At 60.9% G+C, this 21,244-nt stretch carries 18 protein-coding genes; 3 read left to right on the top strand and 15 right to left on the bottom strand.

Annotated elements, in window-relative coordinates:
* Window positions 1–79: 79 nt before the first annotated feature.
* Window positions 80–1,006 (bottom strand): EamA family transporter, encoded by a 927-nt coding sequence (locus VHE12_05200; GenBank protein ID HVZ80185.1) that lies wholly within the window; start codon window positions 1,004–1,006, stop codon window positions 80–82.
* A gap of 57 nt (window positions 1,007–1,063) precedes the next feature.
* Between VHE12_05200 and VHE12_05195 the strand changes: the two genes are divergently transcribed.
* The gene (locus tag VHE12_05195) at window positions 1,064–2,029 is read left to right on the top strand and encodes a PAS domain-containing protein (protein HVZ80184.1); all 966 of its coding nucleotides are present in this window, start codon (window positions 1,064–1,066) and stop codon (window positions 2,027–2,029) included.
* Between the two features lie 303 nt (window positions 2,030–2,332).
* On the opposite strand, the gene VHE12_05190 is transcribed toward VHE12_05195, so the two are convergent.
* Window positions 2,333–3,022 carry a DUF6498-containing protein gene (locus tag VHE12_05190; GenBank protein HVZ80183.1) on the bottom strand — a complete coding sequence of 230 codons (690 nt, stop codon included), beginning with the start codon at window positions 3,020–3,022 and terminating at the stop codon, window positions 2,333–2,335.
* 152 nt (window positions 3,023–3,174) lie between these two features.
* Here VHE12_05190 and VHE12_05185 point away from each other — a divergent pair, with 152 nt between their 5' ends.
* The gene (locus VHE12_05185; protein ID HVZ80182.1) at window positions 3,175–4,518 is read left to right on the top strand and encodes a hypothetical protein; all 1,344 of its coding nucleotides are present in this window, start codon (window positions 3,175–3,177) and stop codon (window positions 4,516–4,518) included.
* A gap of 23 nt (window positions 4,519–4,541) precedes the next feature.
* Here the strand turns inward: VHE12_05185 and VHE12_05180 are convergent, their stop codons facing one another.
* The 7 genes from VHE12_05180 to VHE12_05150 all read right to left on the bottom strand — a co-directional run bounded on the left by VHE12_05180 (window position 4,542) and on the right by VHE12_05150 (window position 12,566).
* A complete protein-coding gene (locus tag VHE12_05180) occupies window positions 4,542–5,273 on the bottom strand; it encodes a succinate dehydrogenase/fumarate reductase iron-sulfur subunit (GenBank protein HVZ80181.1) in 732 nt (243 codons plus the stop codon).
* Window position 5,274: 1 nt separating this feature from the next.
* Window positions 5,275–7,152, bottom strand: a complete 1,878-nt coding sequence (locus VHE12_05175; GenBank protein HVZ80180.1) for a fumarate reductase/succinate dehydrogenase flavoprotein subunit — start codon at window positions 7,150–7,152, stop codon at window positions 5,275–5,277.
* Between the two features lie 22 nt (window positions 7,153–7,174).
* Window positions 7,175–7,996 carry a succinate dehydrogenase gene (locus tag VHE12_05170; GenBank protein ID HVZ80179.1) on the bottom strand — a complete coding sequence of 274 codons (822 nt, stop codon included), beginning with the start codon at window positions 7,994–7,996 and terminating at the stop codon, window positions 7,175–7,177.
* Between the two features lie 95 nt (window positions 7,997–8,091).
* Entirely contained in the window at window positions 8,092–9,081 is a 990-nt protein-coding gene (locus tag VHE12_05165) for an NAD(P)/FAD-dependent oxidoreductase (GenBank protein ID HVZ80178.1), read from the bottom strand.
* A gap of 162 nt (window positions 9,082–9,243) precedes the next feature.
* A complete protein-coding gene (locus VHE12_05160) occupies window positions 9,244–9,672 on the bottom strand; it encodes a 4Fe-4S binding protein (protein ID HVZ80177.1) in 429 nt (142 codons plus the stop codon).
* Between the two features lie 133 nt (window positions 9,673–9,805).
* Entirely contained in the window at window positions 9,806–10,699 is an 894-nt protein-coding gene (locus tag VHE12_05155) for a 2-oxoacid:ferredoxin oxidoreductase subunit beta (GenBank protein ID HVZ80176.1), read from the bottom strand.
* Window positions 10,700–10,742: 43 nt separating this feature from the next.
* Window positions 10,743–12,566 (bottom strand): 2-oxoacid:acceptor oxidoreductase subunit alpha, encoded by a 1,824-nt coding sequence (locus tag VHE12_05150; protein HVZ80175.1) that lies wholly within the window; start codon window positions 12,564–12,566, stop codon window positions 10,743–10,745.
* A gap of 408 nt (window positions 12,567–12,974) precedes the next feature.
* Between VHE12_05150 and VHE12_05145 the strand changes: the two genes are divergently transcribed.
* Window positions 12,975–14,498: a hypothetical protein gene (locus VHE12_05145; protein ID HVZ80174.1), complete on the top strand. Its 1,524-nt coding sequence runs from the start codon at window positions 12,975–12,977 to the stop codon at window positions 14,496–14,498.
* Window positions 14,499–14,506: 8 nt separating this feature from the next.
* Here the strand turns inward: VHE12_05145 and VHE12_05140 are convergent, their stop codons facing one another.
* The 6 genes from VHE12_05140 to nuoL all read right to left on the bottom strand — a co-directional run bounded on the left by VHE12_05140 (window position 14,507) and on the right by nuoL (window position 21,244).
* The gene (locus VHE12_05140; protein ID HVZ80173.1) at window positions 14,507–14,968 is read right to left on the bottom strand and encodes a prepilin-type N-terminal cleavage/methylation domain-containing protein; all 462 of its coding nucleotides are present in this window, start codon (window positions 14,966–14,968) and stop codon (window positions 14,507–14,509) included.
* Between the two features lie 105 nt (window positions 14,969–15,073).
* A complete protein-coding gene (locus VHE12_05135; protein HVZ80172.1) occupies window positions 15,074–15,379 on the bottom strand; it encodes an MTH1187 family thiamine-binding protein in 306 nt (101 codons plus the stop codon).
* A gap of 29 nt (window positions 15,380–15,408) precedes the next feature.
* A complete protein-coding gene (locus VHE12_05130) occupies window positions 15,409–16,176 on the bottom strand; it encodes a hypothetical protein (protein HVZ80171.1) in 768 nt (255 codons plus the stop codon).
* An 85-nt stretch (window positions 16,177–16,261) separates the two neighbouring features.
* On the bottom strand, window positions 16,262–17,686 hold the full coding sequence (locus VHE12_05125) for an NADH-quinone oxidoreductase subunit N (protein HVZ80170.1): 1,425 nt from the start codon (window positions 17,684–17,686) through the stop codon (window positions 16,262–16,264).
* A gap of 11 nt (window positions 17,687–17,697) precedes the next feature.
* A complete protein-coding gene (locus VHE12_05120) occupies window positions 17,698–19,224 on the bottom strand; it encodes an NADH-quinone oxidoreductase subunit M (GenBank protein HVZ80169.1) in 1,527 nt (508 codons plus the stop codon).
* 40 nt (window positions 19,225–19,264) lie between these two features.
* Window positions 19,265–21,244, bottom strand: coding sequence for an NADH-quinone oxidoreductase subunit L (gene nuoL / locus VHE12_05115; GenBank protein HVZ80168.1), 1,980 nt, complete (start codon window positions 21,242–21,244; stop codon window positions 19,265–19,267).

The following is a 21,244-nucleotide window of genomic DNA, read 5'->3' as shown; positions in this document are numbered from 1 at the left end:
AGTACAAGGGCCGATCCGCCGATGGGCCGGGATGGTTGACCTGATTCTAGCCCATCGGCGCGCGCGACGGACCAAATGGTCACGGGCCTTTGCGGGATCCCCAGACGACGAGGGTGACCGCCGCGACGATGCAACCCGCCGCCAAAAAGAGGCCTCCGGTCAGCGTTTCTCCTCCGAGGGACCAACCCAGGAAGACCGCGATCACGGGATTCACGAAGGCGTAGGTGGAAGCCAGTTCCGGAGTGGCCTTTTGGAGGACCCAGATATAGGACGTGAACCCGACCAAGGATCCGATGAAGGTCAGGTAGATCCAGGCTTCCCAGGAAACTTGACTGATCCCGGAAAGATGGAACCCTCCGAACTCCCCCAAGAGGAGCGAAACAACGATCTGTCCCGCTCCGCCCAGGATCATTTCCAATGAGGTCCCCATGAGGGGTGAGGCCGGTAGGTCCGCCTTGCGGGCGTAAAGGGAGCCGATGGCCCAAGCCAGCGAGGTCCCGACCAGTCCCAAGGCCCCCCAAGGATCGACCTCGAAGGACCCATGGTGCCTTCCCGAGACCAATAAGACGATGCCCAGGAACCCCAGGAACAGGCCCGACCAAGTCGCCACGGATGGTTGGGTGCCCTTCGGGCCCAGGACCAATAGAAAGGCGATCCAAAGGGGGACCGTCCCCACCAGGAGGGCGGTCATGCCGGAGGGCACCCAGCGTTCCAACCAGCAAACCCCGCCGTTGGCCACCGTGATGAGGAGGAACCCCACGATCCCCGCGGAGCGCCATTGGCGAAGAGGGGGCGTTGGAACGCCGCGCAGGCTCATGAAAAGGAAAAGAAGGCCGCCTGAGACCAGGAACCGCGCCCCTGCCATTCCGAAAGGGGGCAGTGTGCGGATGGCGAAACGGATGGCCAGGTAGGTGGAGCCCCAGACCACATAAACCAGCCCCAAGGCCAGCCAGACATCCCAGGACAGGCTTTTCTTTGATGTTGGAGGGGTTCGGCGGGCTGGCATAAGATGAAAACCATCCGTTCGACCGTTTTAAGGGCTCAAGAAGGGGCAAAACCTACCATGAACGAACTACAACAAGCTACACCCCAGGTCAAAAAGAACGTATTCCTGATCCGTCTTCTATTGGCTTCCATCCTCCTGTGCCTTGGCTATTTCTACCTGATGGACCATTTGGACCATAAAAGCCTGGTCTTGGCCTATGGCATCGTCCTGGGGCTCAGTTTCGTACCCCTCCACCTGATCCAGGAAGACCGTTTTGAGAAGGTCCGCTTCCAATACATCGTTTTTTCCATGGATCTGGTGTTCCTTTTGGCCGGCCTTTACCTGTTCGACCATTGGGAAACCAACCTGATGATCCTCATTTTCCTCACCTTTTTCATGTCCGCCTTGAGCCAGTCGGTGGGGCGCAGCCTGGTGGTGGCCATGGCGGTGGTCGGCCTTTACGTTTATTTGATCTATTACAAGAGCGATGATTTCAATTACCTCGACCCCCTTCTTCTGCTTTCCTGCGCTCTTCTTTTCGTTGTTTCCATCCATTCCGGCTATCTGGCCTACCGGTCGGTCCAGGAGGAGCGGGAGATCATCCAATTGGCCCGGAAAGCGGCCCTTTTGAGCGAAAAAGTACGGGAAGGGGACCAAGCCGCCCTGGAATACGCCGCGACCCTCAAGAACGTCCTCGATAGCCTCCCCATCGGGGCCATCGCAGTCTCCGTGGAGGGAAATGTCCTTTTCGTGAACGCCCGCGTGGGCAAGATCCTGGACCTGAACCCCAAGGGCCTGGTGAACGCCCTGGTGACCGCCAAGGGGCAGCCCTTGGGCCCGATCGGGGAAAAAATGGCCGATTCCCTGAAAACCCGGAGGGAGTTGAAGCGGGAATACCTGGATGCCGAATGGAACGGACACGCAAAACGTTTTCGTTTGGACAGTTCTTCGGGCTCGACCCCTTCGGGAAAGGTCTGGGGAACCCTTTTCCTCCTGCAGGAAGTGCAGCATCCGGCGGAAGGGGCACGACCGGCTGCCGGCTAAAAACTTTTTCTGGCCGACGGCCGGTCGAAGTTATCCACAAAAACCTTTTCCCATTCTCAAGATCGTTCTCGGAACACGTGCCGGAGCGTGGCCCGCTTTATGCGTTGTAAAAATTCCGACGATCGGGCTTTCTTCTTGCCGGAAGATCCTTCCGGGAGAAAGATATGGATAGGTCGCACCGCCTATCAGAGTACGGGCCACTCTCACAACTTGATCGGGTGAGCCCCTGATCTCCGGATTACCGGAGCGTGCGACCACTTCACGATGAAAGCCCGGGCCGAAAGGTCCCGGGCTTTTTCTTTTTTAGGCCGGGTCCGCCGCCGGGTGTCCCGCGAAATTTTTACGGGTGTGGGCGCCCAGGTCCACGAAAGTCTTCAGGGCCACCATCAGGAAAAAAGCGGGTTTATCCATGTGCAGGGCCATGGACAGGAACCCGCCGAACAATAGGGTCATGTGCATCACGATCACCCGGCGGTAGGGCGCGGACATCATCCCCACCGGGTCCTGGTCCATTCGCTGGGACGACGGCGCCAGTCCGAAGTCCTGGTCCATTTTGGGCTTGAGATAGTTCAGGAAGAACGAGATGCCGTGGCTCAGGAAGAGGGCGAGGAAAGGAATCCAAAGGTTGGCCCCGATCAGGATATGGTCCACGTAATCCTTGACGCTGTGGACCTCGATCCCACGGCCCTTACCGAACAATGCCATCAAGAAGATGAAGTGTCCCGCCATGAACCCACCGAAATGGACGCAAAAGAACGGGACCAGGAAGAGGGCGAAGATCTTCGCTTCCAGGGCCATGCGCAGGATGTGCCAGAAACCGATGATGGCCGTCTCCGACCAGTAGAGCATCATGAGAAGGAAAAGATCCCAGCTCCAGAAGAGGACCCCTAGGAGCGGGATCAGGTTGGCAGCCAGGAGGAAAAGAGTGGAAGGGTCCCGTAAGGCACCGGGATGCCAGTGGGGAAGCCAGGGAGAAGCGCCGGTTCTTTCCAAATGAGGGCTCCTGGGGACCGGAAAGCCCGTCCGACCGTCCAAAAGAAGGGGCCGTTCGGGGATCCTATCCGGTCGGACGGCCGGATTATATCACCCCCACCCCAAAGCGGTTACAATGCGGCCATGGAGCGCCACCCACGAGGAAACGACGCATGAAAAGGTCCCTGATCCTCCTGTTCCTTTTCCTTCCGGCTTCCCTGGCCTGGGGCCAGTGCCGTCCCACGGGCGCACGGGTCTGCGTGGCCGGGGACGACATCACCCAGGTCTGGGTCAATGGGGCCTACCTGGGCCAACGCGAATTCTGCGACGGGCGGTCGGGTTGCGGCCCCGGCAAGCTCTGCCTCCCCATGGACCTGGACCTGATCCAGGGGCCCCTCATCTGCCTGACCCTCCGCACCGAGAACAACAACCCCACCCGGGTCTATACCTCGTGGGAACTGGAGGTCGACTGCGAGGGGCGGCCGCCTTTCGTCATGAACAGCTCCGATCCGGTCAAATCCCAGATCCGGCTCTACTGGGACCCGAACGGAGGCGGTTCCTGCGGAGCCGGGGCTGCACCCCTATCCGACGAGAGCGGGCACAGTTGGATGCTGTTCCAATACGACCCGGCCTCGAATCCCTTTTCCCGCACCGGGGTGCCGATCTCCGCCAATACCTATACCGCCGCCCAGATCCGAAGCGCCCAGACCGGCGACCTGCTCCCCTATCTCTCTTACGACACCTCAGCGAACGGCTCGGGCCCCTCCCAAGGTTGCGGGGTCCTCTATTGGCGCCAAGTGGCCGCACCTCCCCATTTCCTGCCGACCTATTCCCCGACCCCTTATCTGACGCCCACGCCTACCCGATCCACGACCCCGACCCCCACCGCCACCCGCTCCCCCACGCCTTTCATTCCTTGGACCCCGACCCGCACCTGGACCCGTTGGCCCACCTTCACCCCCTGGCCCCGGCTCGTGCCGACGGCCACCCCTTGGGCCCTTCCGACCCGCGCCCAAGCCTGGCCCACCTTGCCCCCCATGGTCATGCCCGCTCCGCGTCCGACCGATACGCCGATCCCCCTGCCGGCCGTCCCGGTCTATGCCCCACCCGTCTCCCTGCCGCGGGCCGCGGTTCCGACCCCCATGCCCCGGGTCCAGGCCGTCCCGACCCAGGTCCCCGTTCAAGCGCCCCAAGCCCGTCCGCAAGGCATGCCGCGCGGCCTCCCGCCGGCGGAAAGGACCGAGACCCTGGTCTTCAGCACCTTCCCGGCCGCTTTCCTGGTGACCTTCGACACCGGGCCAGGTCATTACCAGTTGGAAGTGGTGGACGCCAAACTGAAGGCGGTCGAGGTCATTTATGACCATAAGGTGACGAACGAACAGAACGCCTGGGTGGAGTGGGATGGGAAGAACAAGATGCGATACGACATGCCGGTGGGACAGTACTACGTGGTCTACTTCAAGGACAGGAAGCCCATCAAGACGCTCCCCATCGCCAAGACCAATCCCCCGCGCTAAGAAGGGCCCGGGCGGGCCCCCCCTTATTTCCCGAAGACCTTGGAGAGCAGGATCCTCAAGGGGTCGTAATAGCGGTCCACGACCCTTTCCTTCAGCGGGATGATGGCGTTGTCCGTGATGTGGATGGACTCGGGGCAGACCTCGGTGCAGCATTTGGTGATGTTGCAGTAGCCCAGACCGTGTTCGCCCTTGAGGAGCGGCACCCGGTCGGCCCCGTCGATGGGATGCATCTCGAGGGAAGCCACCCGCACGAAAAAGCGGGGCCCGGCGAACTTGCCCATCTTGTCGTGGTCGCGCAGCACATGGCAGGTATCCTGACAAAGGAAGCACTCGATGCACTTGCGGAATTCCTGCACCCGGTCCACATCCTCCTGCTCCCAATGCCAATCGGCCCCTTCCTTGGGAGTGAAAGGCGGGATGGTCTTGTTGACCTGGTAGTTGTAGGAGACGTCCGTGGCCAGGTCCTTCAGGATCGGGAAGGTCTTCATGGGGGTGATGGTGACGGTCTCCCCCTCTTTGAACTCGTTCATGCGGGTCATGCACATGAGGCGGGGCTTTCCGTTGACCTCGGCGGAACAGGACCCGCACTTGCCAGCCTTGCAGTTCCAGCGGCAGGCCAGGTCGGAGGATTGGGTGGCCTGGATCTTATGGACCACGTCGAGGACCACCATCCCCTCTTCGACCTCGACGTTGTAGTCCTTCAATTGGCCGCCGTTCGAATCGCCCCGGTAGACCTTGATGTTCACTTGGCCCATGTCAGCCCTCCCCGCGGAGTTGCTTGAGGATCTCGGGTTTGAAGAAATGCCCATCCACCAGTTCCTTTTCCAGTTCGGCGGGCATCTGGGGCAGGTCCTCCTGGACCACCTCCATCTTGCCGCCCTTCTGCCGGACCAGGACCCGTTTCTTGGCGAAATCCTTGGAATAACCGGTGTAATCCGTGCGGGTATGGCCCCCGCGGGACTCCTTGCGTTCCTTCGCTGCCCGGGTGATGGCCTCGGCCACTGCCAGCATGTTGCGAAGGTCCAACGCCACGTGCCAACCGGGGTTGAACATCCGGTTCCCCTCGGCGGAGACCTTGTCTAAGCGGGCCTTGAGGCCTTCCAGGTCCTTCAGGCACTGCTCGAGCAGGCCTTCCTCCCGGTACATCCCGGCCCCCTTTTCCATCGTGTGCTGGAGGTCGGCCAGGATCTTGTAGGACACCTCACCGCCCTGGGGATTATCAAAAGGTTTGTTCATTTCTTTGTTCAAGGCCGAAAGCTGGGACTCGTCCACCTTGGGCAGGTCCTTCAGTTTCTTGGCATAGGCCGCCGCGTGCTCCCCGGCCAGTTTGCCGAAGACCACTAGGTCGGAGAGGGAGTTACCGCCCAGCCGGTTGGAGCCGTGCATGCCGGCGGCGCATTCGCCGCTGGCGAAGAGCCCCGGCACATTGGTGGCCTGGGTGTCCGGGTCCACCTTGAGCCCCCCCATCATGTAATGGCAGGTCGGGGCGATCTCCATGGGGACCTTGGTGATATCCACATCGGCCAGCTGTTTGAACTGATGGTACATGGAGGGAAGCTTCTTCTTGATGTCCTCGGGCGTGCGGCGGGAGGCGATGTCCAGGAAAACCCCGCCGTGTTCCCCGCCCCGGCCTTCCTTGATCTCGGTCCAAAGGGCTCGGGCCACCACATCGCGGCTCATGAGCTCGGGGGGCTTGCGTTCCTTGACCCCTTCCTCTTTCTGTCCCTCCACCACGACCTTTTGGAACCAGGCGTCGGCCTCCGCCTCCGTGTCGGCGTACTTGCCCTGGTACTTGGGGGGGATGTACTTGAACATGAAGCGCTCGCCCTTGTTGTTCTTGAGCACGCCGCCCTCGCCCCGCACGCCCTCGGTGATGAGGATGCCCCGTACCGAAGGGGGCCAGCACATGCCCGTCGGGTGGAACTGGATATACTCCATGTCGGCCAATTCCGCCCCCGCCAGGTAGCCGAGCGCGAACCCGTCGGCGGTGCATTCCCAGGAGTTGGAATTGACGAAATAGATCTTCCCGATGCCGCCGGTGGCCAGGATGACCGATTTGGCGCGGAAGAGGACCGGGCGGCCCGTCTCGCGGAAATAGCCGAAGGCCCCGGCGATCCTCTCGCCGTCCTTGACGAGGGAATAAATGGTGCATTCCATGTGCACGTCGATGCCCGAGTGCACACCCTTGTCCTGCAGGGTGCGGATGAGCTCAAGTCCCGTGCGGTCGCCCACGTGGGCCAGGCGCTTATAGGTGTGCCCGCCGAAATGACGGACGTTCATGTTGCCCTTGCCGTCGGTGGTACGGTCGAACACCGCGCCCCACTTCTCCAGTTCCCGGACGCGGTCCGGGGCCTGTTGGGCGTGGATCTGGGCCATACGCCAATGGTTGCCCAGGTTCCCGCCGATCATGGTGTCCGTGAAGTGCTGTTGCCAGGAATCGCGAGGGTCCACCGTGGCCAAAGCCGCCGCGATGCCGCCTTCGGCCATGACCGTATGGGCCTTGCCCAGGAGGGACTTGCAGACCAACCCGGTCTTGCAGCCCGCCGCCGACGCCTCGATGGCGGCCCGGAGGCCCGCGCCGCCGGCCCCAATGACCAGCACGTCGTAATCAAAGGATTGATAGTTGTCGCTCATGGTCCCGCTCCGCTCCGTTCTTTTAGAAGATCCTGTAGTCGTGCCAGACGCCCATCGCGCACAGGCGGATGTAAAGGTCGGTGAAACCCACCCAGATCATGGAGACCAGGGCCCACTGCATATGGCGCTCGTTCAACTTGGTCACCACGCGCCAGAGGAGGAACCGCACCGGGTGGTTCTTCTTCACGCCGAGGAAATCGAGCCCGCCGCCCACCAGATGCCGGAAGGCGTGACAGCCGAGGGTATAGCCCCCCAGCAGGTAGGCGTTCAGGCACATGACGATCGTTCCCACCCCGAAACCGAATTGGTGGGGCCCGGGCAGGGATTCGTTCGTGATCGGGTTCACCCCCAGGGTGGGCCAGATCATGGCCAGGATGGCGTCCCCGGTCAGGATGAAGATGAAGATCAAGGCGACATAGAAAAAATAACGGTGGAGGTTCTGGAAAAGGAAGAAGCGAGTCTCGCCCCCGTATTTCACGCAGGGTTCCCCGACGGCGCAGCCCGGCGGGTCCATGAAGATGGAGCGGTAATAGGCCTTACGGTAGTAGTAACAGGTGCCCCGGAAGCCCGCGGGGGCCCAAAGGACCAGGAGGGCCGGAGTGGCCAGCCAGGCCGGCAGCCGGTGGAGCCAGGCAGGGTTGAAGAAGGGCGAGAACATGGGGGAAAGGTAGGGCCCCCATTCGTAGAGATGTTTTCCATCGGCCCCATAAGGGTTCAAGGCGGCCCAGGTGGCGTAGATCGTGAACCCGCCGAAGAGACACTGATAGAAGAGGGGTTCCAGCCACCAGGGATCCTTCCTGAGGGTGTAGAGGAACCCACGTTTAGTGCGGACATCGACGGACATGGACGACTCCTTGGACCGATTTCACAACAGCCTATAAAAGGACAGATTTTTTCGGGAGGTCAAAAATATCCCAATTTATTGACGCCGAACCGCTCCTACCACTTCAGGTTGGAGCTGTGACCCGGCTCGGCCTTTTCGTTGGGATTGATGTAGGTCTTGGCGAAATTGACCGCGGTTGCTCCCTCGGCGAAGCCGGTGGCGATGAGGTCCAACTTGCCCGGATGGGTCACGATGTCCCCCGCCGCGTAAATGCCCGGGATGTTGGTCTCCATCTTCTGGTTCACGGGGATCTTGTTCTTCTCCATCTGGATGCCCCAGTCCTTGAGGAACCCCAGGGAGGCCTGGAAACCGAAATTGAGGATGACGAAATCGACCGGCAAGGATTCGTCCTGGTTCGTGTGGTTCTCGTAGATCACGGCCTCTTCGACCTTGCCGTTGCCCTTAACCGTGCGAAGCTCGTACCAGAGCTTGATATCGACCTTGGAGGCCTTGAGCTTCCGCACCGATTCCTCGTGGGCGCGGAACTCGTCGCGACGGTGGATCAGGGTGACCTTGGAGCAGATGGGCTCCAGCATCAAGGCCCAGTCCAGTGCCGAATCGCCGCCGCCCACCACCACGGCCCGCTTGCCCTTGAAAGGTTCCAGGGAAAGGACGCCGTATTGGACGCCTTTGCCCTCATAGGGAACCAACTCCGGGTTCGGATGCTTCTTGGGGGTGAAGGACCCCATGCCCAGGGTGAGGACCACCGCCTTGGCGTGGTGTTGGGTGCCCTTGTCGGTCGTGAGCTCGAAGATCTTGTCCTCACGCTTCTTGAGCCCGGTGATCTTCTCGCCCAGGCCCAAGGGGGGGCGGAAACGCATCAATTGTTCTTCCAGGTCCTGCACCAGTTTCTTGCCGGACACCCGGGGGAATCCCGCCACGTCGAAGATGTCCTTCTCGGGATACATGGCGGAGACCTGTCCGCCCAGCTGCTCGAGGGAATCCACGATCTTGAACTTCATGCCGCGCAAGCCGGCATAGAAACCGCCGAACATGCCGGCGGGCCCCCCTCCGATGATGATGACATCGAATATCTCTTCCGACATGGCGACCTCCTAGTGGGTCGAAACGATTGGGCCCTCGCGGGTGGAGACTTTAGACGGGACGGACCGTGACCTCTATGACTTCCCGCATAAAACCCTTGGGAACAAAAAAAGAAAACGGACCGACGGTCCGTTTCCTGGGGGTAAGGCTTGGATCGGCCTGGTTCAGCGGTTCGGCTGGTAGCTCATCAACTCCGCGGGTCTCTCCACCGTGATGCTTCCCTTGATGCAGACCGTCTCGCAGAGCTTGCAGCTGACGCATTTTTTCTCGTCCACCACCGCGATCTTGAAGAATTCGGGATGATCGGTGCGGGGTTGCATGGAGATGCAATCGAAGGGACAGATATCGACACAAAACTCGCAGGCCGTGCAAAGGTCGGCCTCCACCTTCGCCTTGGGGATGGCGAGGGGCTTGATCTTCGGGACCACGACCCCGACGGCGTCCACGATGGCCTCGACGGGACAATGGATGCCGCAGACCCCGCAATCGATGCAAAGGTCCGGATCAATGTGGAACATGGACTTCTTAACGCCCGCAATGGCTTCCGTGGGGCACTTGACCTCGCAGAGGGTGCATCCGATGCAATTTTGCAAAATGGTGTGTGGCAAAGTTTCCCTCAGGAAGCCCGAACTGGAACGGGAGGCATTTTACCCACGCATCACCAAAAAAGAAAAGCCCTTCTTCCGGCCGGAAGAAGGGCTTTGTTGTCGCGTTTAAACTTTTTTCTTAAACGTACTCTTCGATCAACTTCTTGCGCACGTCGGCGCTCAAACCCAGCTTCTGGATCGTGGCCAAACCCTTGCCCTGAAGGGCCGGGTCCGCCGCGTCAATGGAAGGCTTGGGATTCGGGTTCTTGTAGAAGAGCCCGATGGGGATCTGGGCGCCCCACTCCTTGGAGCGCTCCATGGCGGAGTTCCAATCGGTGGCGTTATGGCCTTTGTCCTCCAGCTTGTACACGCGTTCCTTGAACCAGCCGAAGGTGTTCTGCTTGTTGAAGGTAACGCAAGGCGAGAACACGTCGATCAAGGCGAAGCCCGGATACTGGATGGCCTGGGTGTAGAGGCTCTTCAAGTGGTTGATGTCGCCGGAGAACCCGCGCGCCACGAACCCGCAGCCGGCGGCCAGCGCCAGGGCGATCGGGTTCAACTGCCCCTCGGGATTGCCGTGGGGGGTCGACTTGGTCTTCATGCCGGTCTCGGAGGTCGGCGAGGTCTGTCCGGTGGTCAACCCGTAGATCTCGTTGTCCATCACGATATAGGTCAGGTTCACGTTACGGCGCATGGCGTGGATGAAGTGCCCTTGGCCGATCCCATAGCCGTCGCCGTCGCCGCCGCAGGCGATGACGGTCATCTCGTGGTTGGCCATCTTGGTTCCCGTGGCCACCGGCAGCGAACGCCCATGCAGGGAGTGCATACCGTAGGACTTGAAGAACCCGGGCAGGTTGGAGGAACACCCGATGCCGGAGACCACCATCAAGCGTTCGTTGGGGATGCCCAACTCGCCGCAAGCGCGCTGCAACACCGTTAGGACTCCGTAGTCCCCGCAACCCGGACACCAATCGGGCGGGACTTCCGGCTTATAGAGTTTCGCATCTCGGGGGGTGGCTACCGCTGTCGACATATTTTCCTCCTCAGGTTGGCCCCTAGGGGCTTGGGTTGATCGATCAGTGAGCGGACGAAGTGGAAAGAACGCCGGGACCCGGCGGGTGCGGCGTGCGCCATCCAGGCTCCAAGGACTCGGCCTCGACGACCTTCTTGCCCTTCAGGCATTCCTTGATGCCGGCGACCACGTGCTTCGGCTCGTAGGGTTCGCCGTCGTACTTCAGGACCTTGCCGGTGGCGGTGATACCCGTCTCGGCCCGCAGGTGCCGGGCGAATTGCCCGCCCTTGTTCATCTCGACAACGATGATGTTCTTCTTGCCCTTCAAGAGCTCGGTGACTTCCTTCTCTTGGAAGGGCACCAGGAACTTGATGGAAAGGTGGTTGCACTTGATCCCTTCCTTGTTCAGGCGCTCGACCGCCTCGTTCACCACGCCCCAGGTGGAGCCGTAGGTCACAATGGTGGTGTCCGCATCGGCGGGGCCTTCCAGTTTGGGCTTGGGCAAGGCGGCCAGAACACCCGCCATCTTGCGTTCGCGCTTGTCGACCACGCGCTTGCGGGTGACCGGATCGGTGTAGACATCGGAGATGGTCACACCGTCGTCGTCATGCTCATCGGTGGCGGAGACGTAAAGGTGGTTGGGAATGCCGGGGATCGCCCGGGGGGACACGCCCGAAGGGGTGTCCTTATAACGGAAGTAATCTTTTCCCTTGCCGTCGTCCTCGAAGATCATCTCACCGCGGTCGATCTTGAACTCGCGGTCCAGGAAGGACGTCTCCAGAGTCATGTGGCCTTCGCTCATCAGGAGGTCGGAGAGGTAGAGCACCGGCATCTGGAATTTCTCGGCCAGGTTGAAGGCCTCTTCCATGCTGGTGTAGCAGTCCCCAATGGAGGTGGGGGCCATGATGATGCGCTGGAAATCGCCTTGGGAAGCGCCGATGGCCTGGTTCAGGTCGCCTTGCTCCTGCTTGGTCGGCAAGCCCGTCGAGGGCCCGCCGCGCATGACGTTGATCATCACCAAGGGGATCTCCATGATGGAGGCCATGCCGATGGCTTCGGTCATCAGGGCGAACCCGCCGCCGGAGGTGGCGCACATCGCGCGAACGCCCATCTGGGCCGCGCCGATGGTCATGTTGGCCACGCCGATCTCATCCTCGACCTGGCGCACGCAGATGCCGAGCGAAGGCCCGTGGGCCCCCATCCAGTGCAGCACGCCCGAGGCCGGGCTCATAGGATAGGCGCAATAGACCTTAAGGCCCGCGTTGGCCGCGCCCAGCGCGATCATGTTGTTGCCGTGGACCATGGCCAGCTTGGCGTCGGTCTTGCCCAGCGGCTTGGCGATCTTCTTATAGGTCTTCACCGCGAAATCGTAGCCGGCCTTGGCCGCGTCCACATTGGCCTTGACCACTTGGGGCTTCTTCTTGAAGGTGTGTTCGAAGACGGAGGCAAGGGATTCGAATTCGAGGCCCAGGAGACCGGTCAGAGCGCCGAGGGCGACGGTGTTCTGCATGATGGGGAGGGCGTCCTTGCCCGCCAGATCGAAGACCGGGAGGGGGCAGAGTTGCACGCCCTCGGGGGCTTTGCCGGGCTTCACCTTATCGCCGTTGTAGATGCAGATGCCGCCGGGAGCCAGTTCCTGCAGGTGGCGGTCCATGGAATCCTGGTTCAGGGCGATCATGGCGCTGACCTGGTCGTTCAGATTGTTGATTTTCTTGGTCGAGATGCGCAGGCGGATCCAGGAATGCCCGCCGCGGATCAGGGATTGATAGCTGGTGTAGACGTAGACATGGAGACCTTGGCGGGCGCTGGTCAGGGCCAAGTTGTCCGCAGTGGAAGCGCCGCCATCACCGGCCGCGCCGCCGATCCCTACCATGATTTCATTTTCCATTGAAAAACATCCTCCTTCTAAGATTTATGAATCGAAACGAACCGCCATTGGGCCGAAAAGCCGGGGACTATTTAGGAAGACAACAAAAGGAGCGGTTCAGGCCGAGCATGATACCGTTTCCGTCCGCACCATCGCAACCCCTTTGCACCGGTTCAATGCTAAAAATCATATTGCTCGGCGCAAAAAACGGAGGATGACAACGCCGGAATTTTCCAGGACCGACCCCACTATCGGTGGGGGGTTAAAACGTGAAATGCCACTACGAAAAAGTCGGGTGAACGATTTTGGGTGTCCGGCCGGTCAAAATCCCGGGGAGGACCGGATGCTTTTCTAGAAGCGGCCGATCGACCGTCCCGGCATCCTTTTGGAATAGGGTCGGCTTGGGAGGCTCCTATAATGGTCCTGCCTATGCGGAAATTTTCCTATCTTTCCTTTGCGCTCACTTTCCTACTGGCCGGGGCCTCCCCGCCCCGCACCTTTGCCTCGGAGACCCGGGTCAATGCGGTGGGCGGTTTGAACCTGGTGCTGGACGACGAGACAGCGGACCTTTCTCCCTTCAATTTGGGGAATCCCGCCGGCCTGGCCCTGCTTCCTTCTCAAAGCCGGTTCGACGCCTCGGGGGCCCTTTCCTTGGACACTCCCGCATCCGACGCCGCGGCCCAGGTCGAGACTTACGGTACCTTCTCCCATATCGGCTCCAACTTCCCCGCTTCCAATCTCCTTTCCAACAGCGCCTCTCCCTTCACCTACCAGGGCCTCCTTCTTTTCCCGGCCAAGGACCGGGCGGTCCAATTGAGCGGCGACCTGCTCCACACCACCCATCAAACCGATTCGGGCGCTTATGACACCTCTGCGGACCGGGTCCGCGGAACCGGCCGCATGGCCGCGGACCTGGATCCCTTGGTCTTGGGCACCGGGATCGATGCCGCCCAGGTCCAAAAATCGCTGACGAACCTTTACGGCCCTGGTCCCGACGGCCAAGCCGACAGCAGCCTACTTGTTTCCACTTCGGGATTGCTGCTGGACCTCCCTCTGGACCGGTCCAAGGAGCCCTCCCGGCTCCGGATCGGCGGCCTCTTCGGGACCCAGATCGCCCCATCCCAACAGAAGGAAACGATCACGGGGAATTCGGGCGGGACCCCCGTGGACCTCACCGTAACCATCAGCGTCCCCACTTACTTGAACTTCGGGCCCGATCTTTATCTGATGGTCCCGGGTTCCTTCCAGGCCTGTTTGCTGACCCGCGTGACCCACACCGAGTTGGATTACCAATTGGATTCCGGCAGCGGCCTTTTGATCCCTTCCATCGCCGAATATCACCTGGAGACGGACGATAGCCTGGCGGTCTTCGGCGGCATCAAAGGAAAGTTCCCACTGCCCGGGTCCCTCCGTCAAAAGCTGACCCTGAACATGGGAGCTTACAGCCTAGTGGGGAGCGCCCGGGCCAAACAGACCGACCCGGCCGGGGCGGAGGTCCAAACGACCGACGAATCCGACGTCCAATTCGGACTGGGAGCCGGCCTGGAGAACGCCGATGAATTCACCTTGGGGTTCCAGGCGGCCTTGGACACCCGGTCCGGCTCCTACGCACCCGTTTCTGGGACGGGCTATTCCCTGGACTATCTGGCCTATACCTTCGGCCTTGGCGGGGAAAAATGGCTGAATGAGCACTGGGCTCTGCGGGGAGGATTGAACTTCGAGGATGACTACAACGGGGGCGGAGAGGACGTCGTCAAGGTGCATTACAAGGTGCCACCCGGCACCCGGATCGTGGCCACCACCCTGACCATGGGAGCGAGCTTCAAGCAGGGAGCCTTCCGGTGGGACTTGGCCTTCTGGATGGGTCAGCCCTCGACCTACGACAGCCCGAACCCCAATGATTTCACCACCCAAGCCGGGGTGCAGGGCACCCTTTCGGTCCTGTTCAACTAGGAGGGACCTTACTCGAACCCGTAGAAGGAATAAGGGAGATACCGGGAATCCTTCACCGTGCTGTTCACGTAGACCCCCCCATTGGTGCTGTCATAAAGCCATCCTGTGCTGCTCCCAATAGGCGTACCGCTGTTGGCCGTCATGGCCACATTCGCTCCCGCCGGGTTGATAGCATTGGCGACGAAATGCCCCGTGACCTTCACCGGGTTCACGTTATCGAGGTATTGGCTGAAGGCGAAGGACACATAGGTGTTCAAGGTGGTCGGCCAGATGCCTTTTTGATCCCCGTAATAGATCATCATGGCCGAATGGATGCTGTTGAGGTTCCCCTTGGTCTGGCCTTCCCGGGACTTTTCGACCATTTCCCCGAACCGGGGGATCGCGATGGCGGCCAGGATGCCGATGACGGCCACGACGATCATCAATTCGACCAGCGTGAATCCGGCGGTCTTCCCGCGCCCTTGACCCATAGCTCACCTCGTGACCTTCTAAAGCCCCCCGACAAGGAGGCTTGACCCGCGGCTATTTTATCGCAAGAAGACCCGGGAAGGTGGCTTTCGGAAAAGACCCGGCTTTCAGCCCTTTTTCAGTTTCGCCCGGACGCTCTTCACCTTATCGGCCATGGTCTGGGACCTATCGGTCCGGGTGCCGAACTTGAGGGTGGTGGTGATGCGGGGGGCGCCCATCCGGTGGATCTCCTGGTGGCACCTTTTCACCGCGGCGAAGACCTTGTCCCATTCGCCCTCGATATTGGTGCCGTAAGCATGGAGCTGGATCTTGAGCCCGGCTTTCTTGAGGACCTTCTCGCAGGCGGCCACGTATTCGGAGACCGAGACCCCGACGCCCAGGGGAACGACGCAAAGATCGGCGATGACTTTCATTGAAGCCTCCTCTTTCTTTTTCCTTCCGGTTATTTGTTCACGTCCCATTGTAGGAAATCCCCCACGACAAAACCCAGACTGGTACTGCCGTTGGAAACCGTCGGCGTCTGATTTTGGATATCAATGAACTCGTTATAGGTGTAACCGGTATCGGGGTAGGGTGTCACCGGATCGATCGAAACCGGCGAGTCTTGATCGGGTGGCAAAGAATAGGTCGTGATAAAAGGAGCATGGCGAATATAGACATGGTCCGAATTGCCTTCCGTGGCCCAACTGGCGTAAGTAACGGCCCCACTCCCATCCGCGAGAACCGAAATATCGCCCGGAGCGGTCTGGGTTGCGGAAGTGGTCACACCCATCGCGATACAGGTCAGGGTGTAAGTTTCCCCGAGCTCATAAGTAAAGGTGTCTTGGCTGTGGTATTGCGCATAACCAACCCCTCCATAAGACACCGGCTTATCATAAGGCACCGTAACCGGCGAACTCAGATTGGAACCCGTCAGGATAACGACGGCGTCCGTGACCGGTGAATTGTTGACCAATAGGTCCAAATAGACGTCCCGCGTAAGTCCAACGGTGTAACCATAATCGATACGCCCCACAAGTCCGTCATACCAAAAGACGGCCGGAGTCGAGGTTGCCGTGGGTGTTTGCGTGGGAGTGGCGGAAACCGTTGAACTTGGGGCCGGAGTCATAGTCCCGGTAGGCGTGCCGGTTGGGGTGGAAGTGAACGTCAAGGCGTTGTCGGGCGTGACAGGGGTTTGAGTGTCCGAACAGGAAGATAGCCAAAGCGACATTGAGACGCAGGATAAGAAAACCAGGGATACAATCTGTCTTTTCATAGGACCCTTTAAAAACACCGTCCATACCTAGACCCATGGATCAAAAAGGCATCCTCAACAAACCCGCCACCAGGACCCCGAGCCCACAGAGGACCAGCGAAAGTCGCAGTCCCCAGGTCACCGGCAGGGCCCCTTCCTTCCCTTCCCCGGTCCGGGTGTAAAGGACGCCGACCACCTTCAAATAATAGTAGGCCGAAAGGAAGCTGTTCAAGACGCCCAGGATGACCAGTCCGGTCATCCCATGGTCGACCGCGGTCTTGAAGAGGAAATACTTCCCGAAGAACCCGGCGGTGGGCGTCATTCCGGCGAGCGAGAACATAAAGAACGCCATCACCAATCCCAGGATGGGATCGCGGAAGCCGAGCCCCCGGAGGTCGTTGAAGGCGACCTCCTTTTCCCCTTTTCCCGAGGCCCAAGCCAGCCAACCGAAGGCCCCGCCCGTCATGAGCGTATAAGCGAGAAGGTAGAAGGCCACACCGCGCTCGATCTCGTTGGCGGGGGCGACGGCCGCGACCGACAAGCCCACCATCAGGTAACCCGCATGGGCGACGCTGGAGAATCCGAGCATGCGCTTGACGCTGGATTGGGCCAAGGCGCCCAAGTTCCCCCAGGTCATGGTGAGGACCGCCAGCACCGCGAAAGCGCCGATCCAGGGGCCCGGCAGGCCGAAGGCCTCGGTGAAAAGGCGGGCCATGGCCCCGAAAGCCGCGGCCTTGATGCCCGTGGAAAGGAAGGCGGAAACGGGTGCGGGGGATCCATCATAAACATCGGGCGCCCAGCCATGGAACGGCACCAAACCCGTTTTGAACCCCAGGCCCACCAGGAGGAACGCCACCCCCAGGTAGGTCCAAGGGGAGGAGGCTCCCCCCTGGTCCATGAAGTGGCGAAGGTCCGGGAAATGGGTCATCCCGGACGCTCCATAAAGGACTGCGATGCCGTAGAGAAGGAACCCCGACGCGAAGACGCCGAGCAGGAAATACTTCAAGGCAGCCTCGGTGGATCCTTCCTTGACCCGCAAATAACCGGCCAGGATGTAGCCCGCCAACGACATGAACTCGATCCCGACGAAGAAGGTGAGGAAGTCGGCGGCCAGGATGAGGGTGAACATCCCCGCCAACGCCAGGAGCAGGAGCGCATAGAACTCGCCTGTCACGGCCTTCTCGCGGACCAGGTAAGAGGCGGAAAAAACACAGGCCAGCAGGGTCGAGAGGGTGCAGATCCCCATCAAGGTCAGTGAATAGAGGTCGACCACCACCGTCCCCTGGAACAAGGCCCCCGCCATGGGGCGCGTCAATTGGGCCAGGATATCCCAGAGGGAAAGCACCAAAAGGGTCCCGCAGGCGAGGGGCATGGCCTTACGCCCCTCCTCGCCCCCCAATACTTCCAGGAGCAAGAGCCCCAAGGCTCCCCCGCTCACGATCCAAAGGGGAAGAAGGGCGGTCCATTCGATGGGTAGGGCTTGCATTCAGGCCTCGGTCACTTTTTGTTCTTCTCTTTTTCCAATGTTTCCTGCCGGTGGCGCTGTTCGGCGGCGAAATCGGTCATCCGCGGGGGAGGCTTGAGCTTTTCGATGACCTTCATCTGCAGGGTCTTCTCTGCCGGGGCGATGAAGAGATTGGGATTCAGCCCCACCCAAAGGGCGGCCAGGCAAAGGGGCAGGAGGGCCAGGATCTCGCTCCAGGAAAGGTCGGAGACCTTCTGGTTCGGCTTCTTGGACAGGGGGCCCAGGAAGACCCGTCCATAGAAATGGAAGAGGAACCAGGCGGTCAGCACGAACCCGCCGATGGCCAGCACGGCCAAGAGGGGCCAGGCTTTATAGGTCGAAAGGAGGATCAGCACTTCCCCGGGGAACCCGGCGAAGGCCGGTAGGCCCGCCACCGACAGGAGGGTCCAAAGGAAGGTGAAGGCCAGGAAGGGCGCCACCTTGGCCAGGCCCCCGAACTCCTCGGCCTCATGGCTTTCGCGGCGGGTCCAGAGGGCCCCGATCAAAAGGAAGAAGGCGGTCATGGCCACTCCATGGCCGATCATCTCGATGAGCCCGCCCTGTAGGCCCATCAGCGAATAGGTGAAAACCCCGAGCAGGACCAGACCCATGTGGGAAAGGGAGGAGTAAGCGGCCATGCGCTTGAAGTCGGTCTGCAGGACCGCCATGAGAGCCCCATGGAGCACCCCGGCCAGGGCCAGCACCATGATCCAGGGCGCGAAATCCCTGGCCGCGACCGGGAAGAGCGGGATGCAGAAGCGGAGCAAACCATAGACCCCCAGCTTGACCATGACCCCCGAGAGAAGGGCGGTGGCGCCCGCCGGGGCCTCGGTATAGGCGTCGGGTAGCCAGGCGTGGAACGGGAAAAGCGGGACCTTGATCAGGAAAGCCATCGAGAAGGCCAGGAAGCACCAGAACTGGACGTCCTCGGGGAAGGTGTGTTCGAAAAGCTTGGTGTAATCGAAGCTATGGGCTTCGTGGGTGGCGTAGATCAGGGCCACCAGCATCAGGAGGGATCCCAGCATGGTGAAAAGGACGAACTTCAGGGTCGCCCGGCCCCGGTTCGGCCCGCCCCAGATCCCCATGAGGAAGAAGACCGGCACCAGCATGAGCTCCCAGAAGAGATAGAAGAGGAAAAGGTCGGTGGAAGCCAGGGTCCCGATCATGGCCGACTCCAGCACCAGGACCGAGGCCAGGTAACCCCGCAGGTTGATGCGGATCCAACCCCAGCTGGCCAAAAGCACCCAGGGGGTCAGGAAGGTGGTCAGGAGGATGAGCCAGAGGGACAGGCCGTCCATCCCCAGGCTGTAATGGATCCCCAGGGAAGGGAGCAGGTCCTTCTGCTCCTCGAATTGGAACCCGCCATCCGCCGGGTTGAAGCCCTGGACCAGGGAAAGGGAGAACACGAAGGTCGTGAAGGAGGCCAGGAAGGCCAAGGCCTTCGAGGCCCTTTCCTGGGGGAAAAGGGCGGCAAGACCGGCGCCCACCAGGGGTAGCGCGATGAGGATGGAGAGGATCAAAGCAAAGCCTTTCTAAAGCCGGGAATCTCCCGGGCCTTCGTTAATGCGTCATCCAATAGATCAGCAAGGCGGCGCCCAGGGCCACATAGGCCAGGTAAGCGCGGACCAACCCGGTCTGGGATCTCTGGACCCAGCGTGCGAGACCGGCGGCGGCACCGGTCAGGGCCTGCACCAGGCCGTTGACCAGGATGGTCTCCACCAAACGGTCCGAGACCCAGCTCGCCAGGGCTTTCACGCCTTTGACCGCCGAAGCCTCGTAGATCTCGTCCACGTAGTATTTCTTCTCCAGGGTCTGGGCCCCGCCGGGGATCAGCTTCAAGAGGATCGGGCTGATCTTGTGCTTCAAGCCATAGACGAACCAGGCGAAAAGGACGCCGCCGACGGCCACCGCCCAGGAAACGATCATGAAGAGGGGCTCCATGCTCTTGGGGAGGCTGGTCGGTTCCACCGTGGAAAGATGGAAGATGGGCTCAAGGAACTGTCCCAGGCTGTCACCGCCTCCGATGGCCTGCGGCATGCCGATCCAGCCCGACACCAGCGACCCGGCCCCCAGGATGAGGAGAGGCACCGTCATGATCCGGGGCGATTCATGGACATGGTCGAAGATCTTCTTGTCCCCCCGATAGTTCCCGAAGAAGACCAGCACCACCAGGCGGGTCATATAGAAGGAGGTCAGGAAAGCCGTCAGGAGCCCGATGCCGTAGAGCACCTGGGGTAGGAAGGGCAACACGGAGTTAGGAACGGCCAGGGCGTTCCACAGGATGGCGTCCTTGCTGTTGAACCCACCGCAGAAAGGCACGATCCCCGAGATGGCCATCCAGCCCAGGAGGAATCCCACGCTGGTCAGGGGCACGTGTTTCAAGAGCCCCCCCATCTTGCGGATGTCCTGTTCCCCGCCGAGGGCGTGGATGACGGACCCGGCCCCCAGGAAGAGGCAGGCCTTGAAGAACCCATGGGTGATGAGGTGGAAGACCCCGGCACCGTAGGCGCTGACCCCCGCGCCCAGGAACATATAGCCCAACTGGGAGATGGTGGAATAGGCCAGGACCTTCTTGATGTCCTGCTGGACCACCGCCAGGGTGGCCGCCAAAAGGGCGGTCAGGACGCCGATGACGGCCACCACCGTGGAGGCCCAGGGCGCCAGCACGAAGAGGAAGCTCAGGCGGGCCACCAGGTAGATCCCGGCGGTCACCATGGTGGCCGCGTGGATGAGGGCGGAGACCGGCGTGGGGCCCGCCATGGCATCGGGCAGCCAAACATAAAGGGGGATCTGGGCCGACTTGCCGGTCGCCCCGAAGAAGAAGCAGAGGCAGATGAGGGTGGCCGAAAGCTCGTTGATGCTGTGCTTGCCCATCTGAAGGTCGGCGAAATTCACGGTCCCGGTCAGGGTGAAGAGCAGCAGGATGCCCAGCAGGAACCCGGCGTCCCCGATGCGGTTGTAGATGATCGCCTTCTTGCCCGCGTCGGCCTTGGCCATGTCCTCGAACCAGAAGCCGATCAATAGATAGGAACAGAACCCGACCCCTTCCCAGCCCAGGAACATCAGGATCAGGTTCTGGGCCGTGACCAACACCAGCATGGAGAAAAGGAACAGGTTCATGTAGGTGAAGAACCGGCCGAAACCCGCGTCCCCTTTCATGTATCCGATGGAATAGAGGTGGATGAGGCTGGAGACCAGGGTGATGAAGACCGTCATGGTGATGGAGAGGGCGTCCAGGTGGAACTTCAAGAAGACTTGGAAGTCGGTCGATTCGATCCAGGTCCCCAGGTTCTGGGCCAGGATGGTGCCCGGTCCGCCGTCCTTGAAGTGGAGGTAGGCGGTCCAGGCGAAGCAAAAGGAAAGGATGGCCGAACCGCAGGACAGGGTGGCGTAAAGGGCTTCCGGAAAGGGGCGGCCCCGGCGCGCGGCGACGAGCACCAACAGGCCGTTCAGCACCCCTCCGAAAAGAGGCGCGGCGAAGATGAGCCAGATCCAATCGTATTGGATCAGGTTCACGGCTTGGATGGTCTCGATGCCCAT

Source organism: bacterium (assembly GCA_035549195.1).
In the GTDB taxonomy this organism is placed as follows: domain Bacteria; phylum Oederibacteriota; class Muellerivitia; order Muellerivitales; family Muellerivitaceae; genus DASZRK01.
Note: the sequence above shows the minus strand (reverse complement) of the source record. Positions and strands in the feature narration are given on the sequence as shown.

What these genes read in the sequence shown, in the direction of transcription:
- nuoL (HVZ80168.1), bottom strand. Translation starts at nt 21,244, where the DNA reads ATGGGCATCGAGACCATCCAAGCCGTGAACCTGATCCAATACGATTGG.
- VHE12_05125 (HVZ80170.1), bottom strand. Translation starts at nt 17,686, where the DNA reads ATGCAAGCCCTACCCATCGAATGGACCGCCCTTCTTCCCCTTTGGATC.
- VHE12_05135 (HVZ80172.1), bottom strand. Translation starts at nt 15,379, where the DNA reads ATGAAAGTCATCGCCGATCTTTGCGTCGTTCCCCTGGGCGTCGGGGTC.
- VHE12_05150 (HVZ80175.1), bottom strand. Translation starts at nt 12,566, where the DNA reads ATGGAAAATGAAATCATGGTAGGGATCGGCGGCGCGGCCGGTGATGGC.
- VHE12_05200 (HVZ80185.1), bottom strand. Translation starts at nt 1,006, where the DNA reads ATGCCAGCCCGCCGAACCCCTCCAACATCAAAGAAAAGCCTGTCCTGG.
- VHE12_05130 (HVZ80171.1), bottom strand. Translation starts at nt 16,176, where the DNA reads ATGTCGCTTTGGCTATCTTCCTGTTCGGACACTCAAACCCCTGTCACG.
- VHE12_05165 (HVZ80178.1), bottom strand. Translation starts at nt 9,081, where the DNA reads ATGTCGGAAGAGATATTCGATGTCATCATCATCGGAGGGGGGCCCGCC.
- VHE12_05170 (HVZ80179.1), bottom strand. Translation starts at nt 7,996, where the DNA reads ATGTCCGTCGATGTCCGCACTAAACGTGGGTTCCTCTACACCCTCAGG.
- VHE12_05155 (HVZ80176.1), bottom strand. Translation starts at nt 10,699, where the DNA reads ATGTCGACAGCGGTAGCCACCCCCCGAGATGCGAAACTCTATAAGCCG.
- VHE12_05140 (HVZ80173.1), bottom strand. Translation starts at nt 14,968, where the DNA reads ATGGGTCAAGGGCGCGGGAAGACCGCCGGATTCACGCTGGTCGAATTG.
- VHE12_05145 (HVZ80174.1), top strand. Translation starts at nt 12,975, where the DNA reads ATGCGGAAATTTTCCTATCTTTCCTTTGCGCTCACTTTCCTACTGGCC.
- VHE12_05180 (HVZ80181.1), bottom strand. Translation starts at nt 5,273, where the DNA reads ATGGGCCAAGTGAACATCAAGGTCTACCGGGGCGATTCGAACGGCGGC.
- VHE12_05195 (HVZ80184.1), top strand. Translation starts at nt 1,064, where the DNA reads ATGAACGAACTACAACAAGCTACACCCCAGGTCAAAAAGAACGTATTC.
- VHE12_05185 (HVZ80182.1), top strand. Translation starts at nt 3,175, where the DNA reads ATGAAAAGGTCCCTGATCCTCCTGTTCCTTTTCCTTCCGGCTTCCCTG.
- VHE12_05175 (HVZ80180.1), bottom strand. Translation starts at nt 7,152, where the DNA reads ATGAGCGACAACTATCAATCCTTTGATTACGACGTGCTGGTCATTGGG.